The 15,320-nt window shown below is 76.6% G+C and carries 12 protein-coding genes and 2 tRNA genes; 4 read left to right on the top strand and 10 right to left on the bottom strand.

Going from position 1 to position 15,320, the window contains the following annotated elements; all coding sequences use genetic code 11:
* Window positions 1-81: 81 nt before the first annotated feature.
* Window positions 82-723 (bottom strand): TetR/AcrR family transcriptional regulator, encoded by a 642-nt coding sequence (locus ACYVO2_RS25035; RefSeq protein WP_461010231.1) that lies wholly within the window; start codon window positions 721-723, stop codon window positions 82-84.
* Between the two features lie 466 nt (window positions 724-1,189).
* On the opposite strand from ACYVO2_RS25035, the gene ACYVO2_RS25040 reads away from it, so the two are divergent.
* Entirely contained in the window at window positions 1,190-1,951 is a 762-nt protein-coding gene (locus ACYVO2_RS25040; protein WP_461010232.1) for an AfsR/SARP family transcriptional regulator, read from the top strand.
* 64 nt (window positions 1,952-2,015) lie between these two features.
* Here ACYVO2_RS25040 and ACYVO2_RS25045 read toward each other — a convergent pair whose 3' ends face one another.
* The 5 genes from ACYVO2_RS25045 to ACYVO2_RS25065 all read right to left on the bottom strand — a co-directional run bounded on the left by ACYVO2_RS25045 (window position 2,016) and on the right by ACYVO2_RS25065 (window position 7,524).
* Entirely contained in the window at window positions 2,016-3,872 is a 1,857-nt protein-coding gene (locus ACYVO2_RS25045; RefSeq protein WP_461010233.1) for an asparagine synthase-related protein, read from the bottom strand.
* Window positions 3,873-4,213: 341 nt separating this feature from the next.
* Entirely contained in the window at window positions 4,214-4,999 is a 786-nt protein-coding gene (locus tag ACYVO2_RS25050; protein WP_461010234.1) for a hypothetical protein, read from the bottom strand.
* On the bottom strand, window positions 4,996-5,535 hold the full coding sequence (locus ACYVO2_RS25055) for a SigE family RNA polymerase sigma factor (protein ID WP_461010235.1): 540 nt from the start codon (window positions 5,533-5,535) through the stop codon (window positions 4,996-4,998). The genes ACYVO2_RS25050 and ACYVO2_RS25055 overlap by 4 nt, the downstream gene beginning before the upstream one ends.
* A gap of 90 nt (window positions 5,536-5,625) precedes the next feature.
* A complete protein-coding gene (locus ACYVO2_RS25060; protein ID WP_461010236.1) occupies window positions 5,626-6,321 on the bottom strand; it encodes a hypothetical protein in 696 nt (231 codons plus the stop codon).
* 240 nt (window positions 6,322-6,561) lie between these two features.
* Window positions 6,562-7,524 (bottom strand): methyltransferase domain-containing protein, encoded by a 963-nt coding sequence (locus tag ACYVO2_RS25065; protein ID WP_461010237.1) that lies wholly within the window; start codon window positions 7,522-7,524, stop codon window positions 6,562-6,564.
* A gap of 29 nt (window positions 7,525-7,553) precedes the next feature.
* Between ACYVO2_RS25065 and pdxR the strand changes: the two genes are divergently transcribed.
* A complete protein-coding gene (pdxR, locus tag ACYVO2_RS25070; protein ID WP_461010238.1) occupies window positions 7,554-9,089 on the top strand; it encodes a MocR-like pyridoxine biosynthesis transcription factor PdxR in 1,536 nt (511 codons plus the stop codon).
* 381 nt (window positions 9,090-9,470) lie between these two features.
* Here the strand turns inward: pdxR and ACYVO2_RS25075 are convergent.
* Window positions 9,471-9,544: transfer RNA gene (locus tag ACYVO2_RS25075), tRNA-Ile, on the bottom strand.
* Between the two features lie 173 nt (window positions 9,545-9,717).
* A tRNA-Asn gene (locus ACYVO2_RS25080) sits at window positions 9,718-9,790 on the bottom strand.
* A gap of 209 nt (window positions 9,791-9,999) precedes the next feature.
* Between ACYVO2_RS25080 and ACYVO2_RS25085 the strand changes: the two genes are divergently transcribed.
* Complete coding sequence (locus ACYVO2_RS25085; RefSeq protein WP_461010239.1) at window positions 10,000-10,293, top strand: hypothetical protein; 294 nt, start codon at window positions 10,000-10,002, stop codon at window positions 10,291-10,293.
* A gap of 38 nt (window positions 10,294-10,331) precedes the next feature.
* The gene (locus ACYVO2_RS25090; protein WP_461010240.1) at window positions 10,332-11,783 is read left to right on the top strand and encodes an FGGY family carbohydrate kinase; all 1,452 of its coding nucleotides are present in this window, start codon (window positions 10,332-10,334) and stop codon (window positions 11,781-11,783) included.
* A gap of 18 nt (window positions 11,784-11,801) precedes the next feature.
* Here ACYVO2_RS25090 and ACYVO2_RS25095 read toward each other — a convergent pair whose 3' ends face one another.
* Both ACYVO2_RS25095 and dnaG read right to left on the bottom strand, forming a co-directional pair.
* Window positions 11,802-13,193 (bottom strand): RNA polymerase sigma factor, encoded by a 1,392-nt coding sequence (locus ACYVO2_RS25095; protein ID WP_461010241.1) that lies wholly within the window; start codon window positions 13,191-13,193, stop codon window positions 11,802-11,804.
* 153 nt (window positions 13,194-13,346) lie between these two features.
* Complete coding sequence (gene dnaG, locus ACYVO2_RS25100; RefSeq protein WP_461010242.1) at window positions 13,347-15,248, bottom strand: DNA primase; 1,902 nt, start codon at window positions 15,246-15,248, stop codon at window positions 13,347-13,349.
* Window positions 15,249-15,320: the final 72 nt, after the last annotated feature.

Raw genomic sequence — 15,320 nt, forward strand, 5'->3', positions numbered from 1 at the left:
GGCCGGCGCGCGGCTCGGGCACCCACGGCCCCGGGCGGCCCCGGCCCCGGGCGGCCCCGGCGCCGGGGCGGGGGCGCGGCGTCAGCCCGCGGCGGGCACCGCGTCGCCGGCCATCGCCGCGAACAGCGTCCGCAGCTCCGCGAGGGTCTCCCGGAGCATCACGTCCCGCTCGCCCTGCCCGGCGCGGGCCATCGCCGTGGCCGACTCGCAGATCGCGCCGTAGAGCATGGTGGCCAGCGGGTCCACCGGGCGGGCGGGGACCCGGCCCCGCTCCACCGCGCGCTCCACCGCGCCGCGCAACTGGCCGTAGCAGCCCTCGCGGACCTGCCGCAGCACCTCCCAGCCCAGCGCGCTCGGCGCGTCGAGCAGGGTGATCCGCTGCACCGCGGGGTCCATGCTGACCTCGAGGAAGGCGCGGCAGCCCGCGAACAGGGCCTCCCAGGAGTCGTCCCCGCCGCAGGCGCGGTAGGCGGCGGAGACCGCCTCGGCGATCCGCTCCTGCTCGCGCGCGCAGACCACCCGGAACAGCTCCTCCTTGTTGCGGAAGTGGTGGTACAGGGCGCCCTTGCTGACCCGGGCCCGCTCGCACACCGCCTCCAGCGAGGTGCCGGCGTAGCCCTCCCGGGCGAACAGCTCCCTGGCCGCCCTGAGCAGGTCACCGGCCGTGGCCTCGCTGCGCTCCTGCTGGGTCCGGCGCACGGGGCGGGGGCGGGAGGCGGTCATCCGGATCGGTCTCCTCGCCTGCGACGGGCCCGCCCGGGACGGGCGGCGGTGGGCCTGAGCTGGAGCTGGTGCGGCGTCGGGGCCGGGCCCGCGGCCGGGCGCCGGCGGCACCCGCGGCAGCGGGCGGCACGCCCCCGGACGGCGCCGTGCGCGAGCGGTGCCGTACACAAGCAGTGCCGTACACAACCACTGCCATGCACAAGCAGTGGGCAGCCGACATACCGACGTTCGGATTTTACCGATTCCATACCAGAAGCGTCAACGAGCGCACCCGCCGGCGCCGCCCGCTCGAGCGCCGCACCCGCGGGCCGCCAGCGAGCGCCGAGCGGCGGTCGAGCGCGGGTGGGGCGGCAGTGGACGGCGATGCCGCCGCCGTTCCACCGGGACCTGACGCCCTGTCCATCCGCCCTGTAAGTCCCGCTGCCACCGTGTCGGGCGCAGGCTGCCGAAAGGGGCGGAGGACGACATGCAGGTCAACCTTCTCGGATCACTCGAGGTCGTGGAGGACGGCGTTCCGCTGACCATCCCGGGCGAGAAGCTGAGGGCCATCCTCGCGGCGCTTGCGCTCACCCCGGGAACACCGGTGTCGAGGGACGACCTGATCGACGAGCTGTGGAGCGGCCGTCCGCCCCGCAACGCCGAGAACTCCCTCCAGGGCCACATCGCCAGGCTGCGCCGGATCCTGGCCGAGCGCACCGGCAAGCAGAGCCTGCGCGGCGTCATCCAGACCTCCTACTCCGGCTATGTGCTGGCCGTCCCCGGGCACGAAGTGGACGCGCTGCGCTTCCACGACCTGGTGGTGCACGCCGAGACCGCCCACGGGCAGCACCCGCGCCGCACCGTCACGGTGCTCACCGAGGCGCTGCGGCTGTGGCGCGGGCCCGCCCTGCTGGACGCGGGCCACGGCGCCATCTGCCGGGCGGCGTGCGCGCGCCTGGCCGAGACCCGGCTCACCGCCCGCGAGCAGTTGTTCGACGCCAAGCTCAAGCTGGACATGCACCGCTCCATCATCACCGAGCTGGAGCAACTGCACGTCCAGTACCCGCTGCGGGAGCGCTTCTGCGAGCAGTTGATGACGGCGCTGTACCGCTCCGGCCGCCAGGCCGACGCCCTGGACGCCTACCACCGCACCCGGCAGCGGCTGGCCCAGGACCTGGGCCTGGAGCCCGGGCAGGGGCTGCGCGCGAAGTTCCACGAGATCCTGCGGCAGGACCCGGCGTTGCTGTGACGCGGCGCGGCGCGGGCACCGCCGCCACCCGGGCGCGCCGCGCCGGGCGGCCACGGCCGGGACGTCAGCCGCCGACGTGTGCGCGGTGGGCTCCACCCGCGGCGCGCAGCCACAGCTCGCAGGTGACGGCAGGCTCGATCCGCGCGGGCGGCGCCGCCGCGTCGGCCGGGCCGAGCAGCGCCGCCCGCAGCGCGCCGGCGTCCACCAGACCCATGCGGGCCAGCCGGGAGTCCTCGGCCAGGGCGGCGAGCCGGTCGCGGGCCGCCCGGCCGCCCGGGGTGGCGGCCGCGGTGTCCGGCGCGGGGCGCCCGCCCGGCAGGGGGCCGGGCAGCACGCCCCGCATCGCCGCGGCCAGCAGCGGCCGGCCGCCCCGCGGCGCGTGCCGCGCCGTCACCTCCACCGACAGCGCGGCGGCCAGCACCCGGTCGTCGAGGAACGGCGCCGACAGCAGTTCACCCTGACGTGCCGCCAGATACTGGAAGCCCCGGGTGGCGCGGGCCACCGCGTGGACGGCCGCCAGGTCGCGGTGCGCGCCCGGTTCCGCGGCGAGCGCGGGCCCGCCCGGCTCCCGGGCCTCCCTCGCGGCCTCCCGGAGCAGGCCGGCCACCGCCTGGGCGGCGTCCCGCGTCACCCACGGGGCGAGCACCGGGCGGGGCCCCCAGCCGACGTCGGGGCCGGGCCCCGCGTCACGGGCCAGGTCCGCGGCGACGGCCTCCAGCCAGCGCGGGTACGGGCCGACGCGGGCCAGGGCGGCCAGGGTCGCGGGCAGCGGCCACCCCTGGTGGGCCGCCGCCGCGCGGACGGAGCGCAGCCCCGCGCGCGGCCCGGCGCGGAGCAGCTCGCGCAGCCAGGCGTGCCCGGCGCGGGTCACCGCGTCCGCGCCCGCCCCGGTCAGGTGCAGCAGCGGCCGGTGGCGTACGCCGCGGGCCAGCAGGTGCCCGAAGCGGGCCCGCTCGCTCCGGCGGCCGAACGGCTCGTCGAGCGGCTCCGCCCCGTCGAGCGGACCCGCGTGCGCCGGCGGGCACTCCGCGGCGGAGACGGCGTCGTGCCGCAGGGCGTACCCGGCGCGGCGCAGCCCGGCAGCGGCGCGGCGCGCCCAGGCCGCGTCGTCGTCCACGGGGCCCGGCCGGTCCGCCGTCAGCGCCACCACCTCCGCGCCCTCGCGCACGGCCAGCGAGCACACCGCCGCGGAGCCCGGGCCGCCGAGGTGCGCCACCACCGGGCGCCCCGCGGCCGCGGCCACCCGGGCGCGCACCGCCTCGGCCAGCGCCTCCCGCAGCGCCTGCGCGCCCGCCTCGGCCGGGACGCCGGGCACCGGGGGCGTCCACCACCGCACCTCCTGGGCGCCGCCCCACGGCCGCAGCACCACGGCCCACCCGGGCGGCACCGCCCGCACCGCGCGGTCCCAGGCGGGCTGCCACGCCAGCGGCCAGGGAGCGCCGGGGAACAGCAGCCGCGCCGCGAGCCGCGCCGGGTCCACCCGCGCCCGCACCAGCCGGGCCACCACGTGCGCCTGGTCCCCGGCGACGGGCACGCCGTCCGCGCTGCCGTGGTGGACCCGGCGCAGCCCGGACGCGGTGCCCTGGACCCGGGTGGCACCCCGGCAGGAGCCGACCAGGTGGACGCTGCCGGGGACGCGCGCGTACAGGTCGGCGAGGTCGCCGCCGCGGCGCACCCGGGCGGCCAGGGCGGCCAGCTCGGCGTCCGTCACCGCGTGCTCGCCGATGAGGGCGACCGCGCACCCGCGGGCGTGCCCGACCGCGATCCGCCACGGGGCGAACCGCCCGACGATCCAGGGCCGCCCCGACGGGTGCGGCAGCTCGGCCGCCCCCGGGCACAGCTCGCGCAGCGCCCGCACCACGCGGAGGCTGTCGTCCACGTCGGGGAAGGCCACGAACCAGGGCCCCTCGCCGGGGATCACGGGCGTACCCCGCCGGACCCGGCCGCCGCCACCGTCACCGTCACCGTCACCGCCACCGTCGTCGCGGCGCTCACGCGCGGCCTCGTTCCGGCCGGGGCCGCAGGGGTCCCCCGGCGTCGCCGGGCTGACCCGCGGTCAGCGGGCGGAGGCGGCCGGGGCGGACCAGTGGGGGACGTTCGTGGACACGCATTCCGCTCACCCCTCGTTCGAGACGCGGGCGCGCACACCCGGCAGGCGGCCGTTCGCCTGCGCATCCTCGCAGCCGGGCGGAGCGGGGATGAAGGGCGGTCCGCCGAGTTCACCCGTGCAGGTGGACGGCCGGTGACCTGACCGAATCGGGCTCAGCTCAACTGGGTCTCGCGGCTCAGCAGCGCCCCGTGCGCGTCGTACTCCTCCACCGCCTCGATGTACTGGCCCTTGCGGACGGGGAAGGCGTAGCCGCGGAACGCGGTGCCCGGCACGGCGGCCACCTCGGCGGTGCGCCGCTCGCCGCCGGCGTAGGTGATCACGGCCCGCGCGACGTCCGGCCCGGGCTGGGCGGCGAGGACCCGGCTGCGCGCGGCGCCCGGCTCGTCGACGACGTGCACCCCCGCCTGGGGGACGACGTCCCGCGGGCCCGCCACCGGGGTGCAGCCCGACCAGGGCCCGCCCTCGGCGTCCACCCGCGTCCCGCCGATCAGGATGCGCTCGCACAGCAGCCCCCGCGCCTGGGGGCCGCGCTCCTCGTGGTAGTCCGCGGGCAGTCGGGGGTGGTACTCCAGCCGCACCGACCAGGACAGGCCGTCCATCGTCCCGGAGGCGACCCCGGTGGAAGTGACGGCGGACGGCGGGGTGCGCGGCGGTGACGCGGGCGCCGCCGTCCTGGTGCTGCCCGACGGCTGGGTGCCCTGCGGGCCCGCCGCGCCGAGGACGGTCGTGCCCACGCCAACGGCCACGACCGCGCAGACGGCGGCCGCGACCAGGGCGCGGTTGCGGGCGCGGCGGGCGCGCCCGGCGCGCACGATGTCCGCCACCGGCGCGGGCGCCGGCTCGTGGCGGCGGGCGGCGCGCTCCAGGGCGTGGCGCAGGTCGTCCTCCGCGGGGTCGGGACCGCGGCGCGCGGGGGTGCTGCGGTGGTGCGAGGTCATGCGGACTCTCCCAGGCTGGTGCCGGTGAGGCAGTGGGCGGCGAGCGCGGGGTGGGCGCGGAGCTTGGCCAGCGCCCGCGACGCCTGGCTCTTGACCGTGCCCACGGAGCAGCCCAGGATCCGGGCCACCTCCTCGGCCCCGAGGTCGTCCCAGTAGCGGAGCACCACCACCGCGCGCTGCCGCTCGGGCAGCGTGGCGAGGGCCTCCATCAGGGCGTCCCGCTGCTCCACGCCCCGGCCGCCGCAGGACCGGTCGGGGGTGTCCGGCAGGAACGGCGTCAGCAGGTGGACGACGCGCCTGCGGCGGTGGCGGCTGCGGTTGTTGTTGACCAGGGCACGGCGCACATAGCCGTCGGCCTCGTCCCTGCGCACCCGCGGCCACTGCGCGTAGACCTTGATCAGCGTGGTCTGCACGAGGTCCTCCGCCTCGTGGAAGTCGCCGGTGAGCATGTAGGCGGTGCGCACCAGGTGCGCCCAGCGGGCGGTGGTGAACTCCGCGAAGTCGGCGTCGCCGCCGTCGATTCTGCCGGTGAGCAAGAGGGCTGTCCCTGCGGTCCTCGGGTCCGGTCGGGGTCGGTGGGGCGGCACGGGCCCGGCGTCCCGGGGACCGCGCCGCTCCTCGGTCGGTCAGCGCCAGAAGGTGTCGTGGGTGAGGCGCTCGCCCCTCGCGTCGAAGGTGTCGACGGACGCGATCGTCTCGCCCTCGCCGATCGGCACGGCGAACGCCCGGTGGGCGGTGCCGGGCAGCCGGACCACCCGGGCGGCGCGGCGCTCGCCGTCGGCGAAGGTCAGCTCGCCGCGCACGGTGGCGGCGTCCGTGGTGGCCACGAACACCCGCGTGCCGCTGAGCCCCTTGTCGGACAGGCCGCGCAGGGCGGCGCCCTGCCTGGTGTCGCGGGGCCCGGCCACCACCTCGCACCCGGCCCACGGGCCGCCCCGCGCGTCCACCAGGACGCCGCCGATGACGGTGCGCTCGCACAGCAGCGCGTCACCCCGCATGCCCGGCTCCTTCGGGAAGCCGTCCGGCAGGGCCCGGTGGTACTCCAGCGTCACCGACCACGCCTTGCCGTCCGTGTTCCCCGAGTTGACGGTCCGCTGGACGGCGGGCGCCGCCGCGGTGCCCGCCCTCTGCTCCGGCGCCGTGCGCGGCTCGGCCGCGGCGGGCCGCGCGGAGGCGTCCTGCGCGGCGTCCTGCGCGGCGTCCTGTGATGCGGAGGGCGCGACGGACGGCCCCGCGAAGGCCGTGGCGGTGGCCGGGACGGCCGCCACCGCGGCGGCGACGGCGGCCGCGGCCGCGAGGTTCCTCATCCGTGTCCTGGACACAGTGCTCCTTGTGCGGTTCCGGGGGGCGCGCGGAGTGGCGCCCCACCACCCCCGCATACTCCGTCCGCGCCGGAAGGGTTGCACGGGGCGCCCACCGCAGATCGGCGAGCACCCGCTCGGTGTCGCGGTCCCGCACCCCGGTGTCGCCGTACAGCGGCGGCCGGGGGTGCGGGCGGCGGCGGTGGCCCCGCTCCAGCGCCGCGACGACGAGCACGGTCAGGCCAAGGCCGAACAGGGCGGTCAGCACCGGGTGCCGCCGGGCGCGGGGCTCGCCGGGTTCACGGCCAGGGCCTTGAAGAAGGTGTAGTGGAACGTCCCGCCGTCCCGCGCGGTGCGGCGCAGGTCGGCGATGCCCCGCTCCCATTCGCCGGGCGTGGTCAGGCCCGCGGCCAGCGCGTCCTCCCGGACGGAGGCGACCATGGCGGTGAAGGTGCCCAGGGTGAAGCCCTCCACCAGCGCGGGCCGGGTCCGGTCGGCGTAGACGGTGCGCGGGCGCACGGTCACGTCCGCGTACCCGGCCGCGGTGAGCAGCGGCTGGAGCCTGCGGCCGATCAGCGCGTCCCCGCCCCCGGCGGCCTGGAGCCGGACCAGGCAGTCGACCGCCGCGCGGGCGGGGGCGCTGTCGGGGTGGAACAGCGCCGAGCCGTGGTCCCCCTCGATCACGGTGACGGTGCCGCCCGGCCGCAGCACCCGGCGCAGCGCGGCCAGCGCGCCCTCGGGGTCCCGCAGGTGCTCCAGGACGAAGCAGACGAACACGTGGTCGAACGAGGCGTCCGGGAACGGCAGGTCGAACAGGTCGGCGCGCACCCACTCCACCGCGGCCCCCGGCGCCTGCGCGGCCACCCGGGCCCGGGCGCGGGAGAGGGAGGAGGCGGAGAGGTCCACGGCGGTGAAGCGCGCGCCCGGGCTGCCCGCCACCAGGTGCACCGTCTGCGCGCCGACGCCGCAGCCGGCCTCCAGCACCCTGCTGCCCGCGGGGTAGGCCGTGCCGGAGTGCAGCAGCGCGGCCAGGGTGTCCGCCTGCCCGCCGAGCCTGCGGGCCTCGTCGGGCGAGTAGCCGTGCACATAGCGGGCGGACGGGCCCGCGGCGGCGCCCGGGAGCGCGGCGGCGGCGGGGGATCCGCCGTCGGGGCCCTCCGCGCCGCGGGCCGCCTCCCGCGGCGGGCGGGCGCGGAGGGGGGAAGCGTCGGTCGGTGTGTTCATGCCCCTCACCCTGCTGCCACAATGGCCCGGTGAACAGGTCCAATGGACACGCTCCCGGCAGGTCCAAAATCGCCGGATCCCGGGCTTTCGGCTCCGACTTCCTCCAACTGGACCTGGGCGACGCGCCGCCCGGCGGCCTCACCAGCAGGCTGGCCCTGCGGCTGCGGCTGGCCATCTCCGACGGGCGACTGCCGGTCGGCAGCAGGCTGCCCGCCACCCGGGTGCTCGCGGCGGAGCTCGGCGTGTCCCGCGGCGTGGTCACCGAGGCGTACCAGCGGCTGGTCGAGGACGGGCACGTGGCCGGGCGCGGCCGCAACGGCACGGTCGTCGTCGCCGCCCCCGCCCGCGCGTCCGCGCCACCGCCCCCCGCGGCGCCGCCACCGGACGCGGACGTGTTCGCCGCCCCGCCGGGCGCCGACGCCTTCGACGCGCTGCGCGCCGCCCCGGCCCGGATCGACTTCTCCCCCGGCCTGCCCGACCTCGCCGCGTTCCCCAGGGCGGCCTGGCTGCGGGCCGAGCGCTCGGTGCTGGCGGAGCTCTCCGCGTCCGCGCTCGGCTACGGCGACCCGCACGGCACCCCCGCGCTGCGCCGCGCCGTCGCCGGCTGGCTGGCCCGCAACCGGGGCGTGCGCGCCGACCCGGAGCGGGTCGTCGTGGTGGCGGGCACCGCCCAGGCGCTCGGCCTGCTCGCCCGGGTGCTGCACGGCGACGGGCTGCACGAGGTGGCCGTGGAGGACCCCGGCTCGCTGGGTGTGCGCCAGCACCTGACCGCCGCGGGGCTGGCCACGCCGCCGGTGCCGGTCGACGCCGAGGGCGTGCGCGTGGACGCGCTGCGCGCCGGCGGCGCTCCCGCGGTGCTGCTCACCCCGGCGCACCAGTTCCCGACCGGGGTGGTGCTCGGCGGCCGGCGGCGCCGCGCCCTGCTGCGGTGGGCGCAGGAGGGCGGCCTGGTGCTGGAGGACGACTACGACGCCGAGCACCGCTACGACCGGCCGCCGGTCCCGGCCCTGGCGTCGATGCTGCCGGAGCGGGTCTGCTACGCCGGGAGCGTCTCCAAGCTGCTCGCGCCCGCGCTGCGGGTGGGCTGGGTGCTGGTGCCGCCGCGCCACCAGGACGCGCTGGTGGCCGCCAAGCGCTGCGCGGACCTCGGCAACCCGGCGCTGCCGCAACTGGTGCTCGCGGCGCTGATGGAGTCGGGCGAGCTGGAGCGCCATCTGCGGCTGCTGCGCCGGCGCCACCGCCGCCGCAGGGACGCGATGATCGAGGCGATCCGGGCGCATCTGCCGGGCGCGCGCGTGCACGGCGCGGCGGCGGGCCTGTACCTGACGGTCACCTACGGCGAGGGGCCCGACGACACCGCCGTGGCCGCGGCCTGCCTGGAGCGCGGGGTGAAGGTGCAGCCGCTGTCCTGGCACCGGCAGCGCCCCGGCGAGCCCGGCCTGGTCCTCGGCTACGCCGCGACGGCGCCTTCGGCCATCGCCGAGGGCGTGGCGGCCGTCGGGGCGGTGCTGCGCCGGACGGGCGGCGGGGCCGGCCGCGCCGGGTCCCTTACCTCGAAGGAGTGAACACATGCGGCGTGACGGCGCACCCGTACGGGCGTTGGAGGTACGACAAGCCCGCCGCGAGCGCGCCATGAGCCCCCACGAGAGTGAACGACGTGCCCACCCCCCAGCAGACGATTCGGCAGCGGGTCGTCCGGCGCACCCCCGCCCCGTCCGCGCTCCGCACGACGGCGGGCGAATTCCCGCGTAACCTTCCGTGGCTTCGCTCGTTGACCCTCATGCAGGTCGAGCGGACACCGCCGTCGATCGCCAGCCCGATGACGGACGCACCCGGAAGAACCGACGCGCTCCGAAAATGGTGCGCCCGGAAGATGGTGCATGTCGCATGGATGCGCCCGATGGCGGATGCCGCCGATGGCGCGTGTCCCCGCTGAAACGTCCCGGTGGGGCGAGTGGGACTCGAACCCACGACCCACGGATTATGAGTCCGCTGCTCTAACCGGCTGAGCTATCGCCCCGAGACGGCACGTCGCTGGACAACGTCCGTACCGTCTGCCGCAGCATAGCCGTTCATAGGATCTGTCGCCCCAGCGGGGGCCCAACGTCGATCTTCGGCCCCGGCGGGCGCGGTCACCCTCCGCGCACACGCACAACGGCCCCTGCGGATGCACCGCAGAGGCCGTTTCGCGCGCTCCCCCGACTGGACTCGAACCAGTAACCTGCCGGTTAACAGCCGGCTGCTCTGCCAATTGAGCTACAGGGGACTGTGCCACTCATTCCCTACACACCGAGGATCGTCGCCTTCACTTCCGGCGGCGGGCGCTCGCTGCGAGACATACAGTAGCGCAACCTGGGGGGTGCTCCGCCAATCGGATTCGCCGGCGGTTCGCCCGGGTAGGCGCTGGTCGGCAGGACAGCGGGCCGGACAGCGGGCCGGACAGGCAAGGACGAGCAGCCACAGGAGGACGGAGCCATGCGCTATCGGCTGGTGTTCATCAGCGGAGTGGCCGTCGGGTACGTGCTCGGCACCAGGGCGGGCCGCGAACGCTACGAGCAGCTTCGCAAGAGCGCGAACCGGTTCACCCAGAACCCCGCGGTGCACGACGCGGTGAAGAACGCCAAGGACACCGGGCGCTCCGTGGCCGCGAAGGCGGCGGACGCGGTGGTCGGGAAGGTCGGCGACAAGCTGCCGGAGAGCGTGGCCGAGCGCGTTCGCGACCTGCGGCAACGCGATTCGGACGACGACTGGGGCGGCAGCGGGGCCTGAGCGGGCGACCCCGTGCCCGGGTCCATATGATCTAGGGCATGGGGTATGTCGCCGGGATCGATTGCTCGTCGCAGTTCACCACCATCGTCGTCTGCGACGGCGACACCGGCGCGGTGCTGCGGCACGGGCACGCCCCGCACCCCGAGCTGCCGGGGCAGGTCGAGAAGACCGAGATCGACCCGCAGGCGTGGCTGCTCTCCCTCGGCGAGGCGGCCGCGGGCGGGCTGCTGGAGGGCGTGCAGGCCATCGGGATATCGGCCCAGCAGCACGGCATGCTGGCGCTGGACGCGGGCGGGGTGATGGTGCGGCCCGCGGTGCTGTGGAACGACAAGCGGGCCACCGGCGCCGCCGCCGACTTGGTCGAGGAGCTCGGCGGGCCGGGCGCCTGGGCGCAGGCCGTGGGCACCGTGCCGCAGGCCGCGTCCGTCGTCGCCAAGCTGCGCTGGCTGGCGCGGTCCGAGCCGGTCTCCGCCCGCCGCACCGCCGAGGTGCTGCTCCCCCACGACTGGCTCACCTGGCAGTTGCTGGGCCGCCCGGCGCGGCGCACCACCGACCGCGGGGACGTGTCGGGCACCGGCTACTGGTCGGCCGCGACCGGCGAGTACCGGCCCGACCTGGTGGAGCTCGCGCTCGGCCACCAAGTTGCGCTGCCGCACGTGCTGGGGCCCGCCGAGCCCGCCGGGCACACCCCCGAGGGGCTGCTGATCTCCGCCGGGACCGGGGACAACATGGCAGCGGCGCTCGGGCTCGGCGTGGGGCTCGGCGACGCGGTGGTCTCGCTCGGCGCGTCGTCCAGCATCTTCGCGGTGCACGACGCGGCGCTGACGGACACCGGCGGCACGATCACCTCGTTCGCCGACGCCACGGGCCACCATCTGCCGATGGTGCACACCCTGAACGCCGCCCGGGTGCTGCGCGGCACCGCGGAGCTGCTCGGCCTGGAGCTCGACGGCCTGTCGGAGCTGGCGCTGCGCTCCACGCCGGGCGCGCACGGCCTGGTGCTGCTGCCCTATCTGGAGGGCGAGCGCACCCCCTTCCTGCCGCACACCGCGGGGACCCTGGCCGGGCTGCGCCGGGAGAGCATGAAGGCCGAGCACCTGGCGCGCGCCGCGGTGGAGGGCATGCTGTGCGGCCTCGCCGACGCCCTGGATGTGCTGCGCAGCCGCGGCGTGGCGGTGCGCCGGGTGTTCCTGCTGGGCGCGGCGGCGAACCTGCCCGCGGTGCGGCAGCTCGCGCCCCTGGTGTTCGGCGCGCCCGTGGTCGTGCCGCCCCCGGCCGAGTACGCGGCCATCGGCGCGGCCAGGCAGGCCGCGTGGACGCTGCGCAACCTGACCGGAGCGCCGGCGCCCGAGCCCCCGCCGTGGGCCGCCGTCCCGGTGGAGACCGGGCCCGAGCTGACCGAGGAGGAGGTGTCCGTCGGCCGGGCGGTGCGCCTCCAGTTTCAGGCGGTGCGCGACCAGATCCACCCCGAGGCGTTCGGCGGCGGGTGACGTCCGCGGGCGCGCGGGTCAGTCCAGGTAGCCGCGGAGCTGGTCGGCGAAGGCGTGGTCGCGGAGCTTGCTCAGCGTCTTGGACTCGATCTGGCGGATGCGCTCGCGGGTGACGCCGAAGATGCGGCCGATCTCCTCCAGGGTGCGCGGGCGGCCGTCGGCGAGGCCGTAGCGGAGCTGGACGACCTTGCGCTCGCGCTCTCCCAGCGTGGACAGGACCGCCTCCAGGTGCTCGCGCAGCAGCAGGAAGGCGGCGGACTCCACCGGGGAGGCGGCGTCGCCGTCCTCGATCAGGTCGCCGAGGGCGACGTCCTCCTCCTCACCGACCGGGGCGTGCAGCGACACCGGCTCCTGGGCGAGCCGCAGCACCTCGTTGACGCGCTCCTCGGGCAGCTCCAACTGGGCGGCCACCTCGGCGCTCGTGGGCTCGTAGCCGCGCTCCTGGAGCAGGCGGCGCTGGACGCGCACCACGCGGTTGATCAGCTCCACGACGTGCACGGGGACCCGGATGGTGCGGGCCTGGTCGGCCAGCGCCCGGCTCATGGCCTGGCGGATCCACCAGGTGGCGTAGGTGGAGAACTTGTAGCCGCGCGCGTAGTCGAACTTCTCGACGGCGCGGATCAGCCCGAGGTTGCCCTCCTGGACCAGGTCGAGCATGGTCAGGCCGCGCCCGACGTAGCGCTTGGCGACGGAGACGACCAGGCGGAGGTTGGCCTCGATCAGGCGGCGCTTGGCGATGCGGCCCAGGACGACGAGCTGGTCGAGCTCGTCGGCGAGGGCGGAGTCCAGGCAGGGGTGGCCGGCGAGCTTGGCCTCGGCGAACAGCCCGGCCTCGACCCGGCGGGCGAGCTCGACCTCCTCGGCCGCGGTGAGCAGCGGGATGCGGCCGATCTCGCGCAGGTACTGGCGGAAGAGGTCGGCGGAGGGGCCGGCCATGTCCTCGCGGGCGGGGCGGTCCGGCACGGCGTCGAGGGCGGCGGCCTCGGGGGGCTCCTCCAGGGCCTCGACGTCCGGCTCGACGTCGGCGTCGGCCTCCGCGTCGGTGTCCGCGACGGTTTCGGGGTCGGCGCCGGGGGCCGGGTCGTCCACGGGGGCGGCGGCCGCCGGGTCCCGGGGCGGGCGCGGGCGGTCGGTGAGGGGCGCCGCGAGCCGTTCGGGTGACCGTGGGTCGCCGGGGTCGGGCTCGGCGGACTCGGCGGCGGTGACCGGGACGGTGGTGGTTTCTGCGGTGACGGAAAGCACTTGCGTCGGCACGGAGACGGCCTCCACGGTAAGCGCGGACAGCGGTGGGGCGACTGGCTGGACGGGGTCGTGCGACACCGGAGCGGAGGCGGCCGAGCCGCCCGTCCGGTACTTCGTCGGCGGAAGGCCCGGGGAACCAGGAGTCCCGCGCTCCGATGACTGGGGCACCGCAACCCAGTGTGGGGTACGACACACCGCCGCCACGAGAGGGCGGCGAAACTTTTTCCGGCAATGGTCGCACTGTGCGATCAAATGATTACTGGAGTACCGCCGGGGGACGGAGAACGAGCGGACCGCGGGGTTCCCGCAGCCGGACGGGGGTCACAGGGCGGCGGCGCCCTTGTCCTCCAGGGCCCGGCGGTACTGCTGGAGCGCCCACAGCTCCTGCTGCACCGGCCCGGCCTCCTCCGGGTTCACCCGCGCGCCCAGGCGCCGCAGATAGGCGTGGGCCTCGGCCTCCCGCTGCCGCACCGCCCGCAGCCGCACGGCGACCAGCCACTGGCCCGCGTACAGCGCGTCCGGCTCCCGGGGCGTCTGAAGCGGCTCCACGGCCAGCTCGGTGACCAGGGAGCGCACCGTGTCGTCCGGCGCCGCGTCCCGCACCCGGGCCAGGAAGCCGCCGTCCGCGCCGGTGGTGCCGCCCGCCTCGGCGACGGCGCGGCGCACCTGGGCGTACGGCGGGGCGGTGAACTCCTCCACCTCGTAGGCGTCGAACGCCGGGGAGACCAGCTCGGGGCGCTGGAGGGCGAGCTTGAGCAGCTCGCGCTCGGCCTGGAGCTCGCGGTCGGCGGGGTCCGGGGAGGGGCGGGCGGCGGGGCGCGGGGCGGGCGCGGGCTGCTCCCGCCCGGCGCGGCCGGGCGGCTGGGCGCCGCGCTCGCGCCGTTCGCGCTCCCAGCGGGCGAGTTGGGCGACCCGGCGGATGACCGCGCTCTCGTCCAGCACGCCCAGCATCGAGGTGAGCTGCCGGCCGTAGGACTCACGGACCCACTGGTCCTTGATCCGGGCGACGACCGGCACCGCGGCCTCCAGCGCGGCGGCCTGGCCCTCGGGCGTCTCCACGTCGTACCGGTCGACCATGCTGCGGATCGCGAAGTCGAACAGGGGCCTGCGGTGCTCCACCAGGTCCCGCACCGCCGCGTCGCCCTTGGCCAGCCTGAGGTCGCAGGGGTCCATGCCGTCGGGGCCGACCGCGATGAAGGTCTGCGTGGCGAACTTCTGGTCGCCCTCGAACGCGCGCAGCGCCGCCTTCTGCCCGGCGGCGTCGCCGTCGAAGGTGTAGACGACCTCGCCGCGGAACTCGGAGCTGTCCATCAGCAGGCGCCGCAGGATCTTGATGTGGTCCTCGCCGAACGCGGTGCCGCAGGTGGCGATCGCCGTGGTGACGCCCGCGAGGTGGCAGGCCATGACGTCGGTGTAGCCCTCGACGACGACCGCGCGCCCGGACTTGGCGATCTCCTTCTTGGCGAGGTCGATGCCGTACAGGACGTGTGACTTGCGGTAGATCGGGGTCTCGGGGGTGTTGAGGTACTTCGGACCGTTGTCGTCGTCGCGCAGGCGGCGGGCGCCGAAGCCGATCACCTCGCCGGTGATGTCCCTGATGGGCCACAGCAGCCGCCCGCGGAAGCGGTCCATCGGGCCGCGGCGGCCCTCGCTGGCCAGCCCGGAGAGCAGCAGCTCCTTGTCGCTGAAGCCGCGGCCGCGCAGGTATCGGACCAGGTTCTCCCAGCCGGCGGGGGCGTAGCCGAGGCCGAAGTGGCGTGCCGCCGCCGCGTCGAAGCCGCGGTCGGCGAGGAACGCGCGGGCGATCTCCGCCTCCGGCGTGGTCTCCAGTTGCTCGGCGTACCAGGCGGCGGCAACCTTGTGCGCCTCCACCAGTCGGGTGCGCTCGCCCTGCTGGCGGCCGGGGGTGTAGCCGCCCTCCTCGTAGCGCAGGGCGATCCCGGCCTGGGCGGCGAGGCGCTCGACGGCCTCGGCGAACGTGATGTGCTCCAGCTTCATCACGAAGTCGAGGGTGTCGCCGCCCTGCTGGCAGCCGAAGCAGTAGTACAGCCCCTTGGACGGGCTGACCTGGAAGGACGGGGTCTTCTCCTCGTGGAACGGGCACAGGCCCTTCAGGTTCCCCCCGCCCGCGTTGCGCAGTTGGAGGTACTCGGAGACGACCGCGTCGATGGGGATCGCGTCCCGGACCGCCTTGACGTCCTCGTCCCTGATCCTGCCTGCCACGCGGCGATTCTACGGGGCTGGGTGGGTGGGAGAAGAAAGTGCGGCTGGGTGGGTGGGAGAAGACGGTGCGGC

It is taken from the genome of Streptomyces capparidis, from assembly GCF_054782095.1.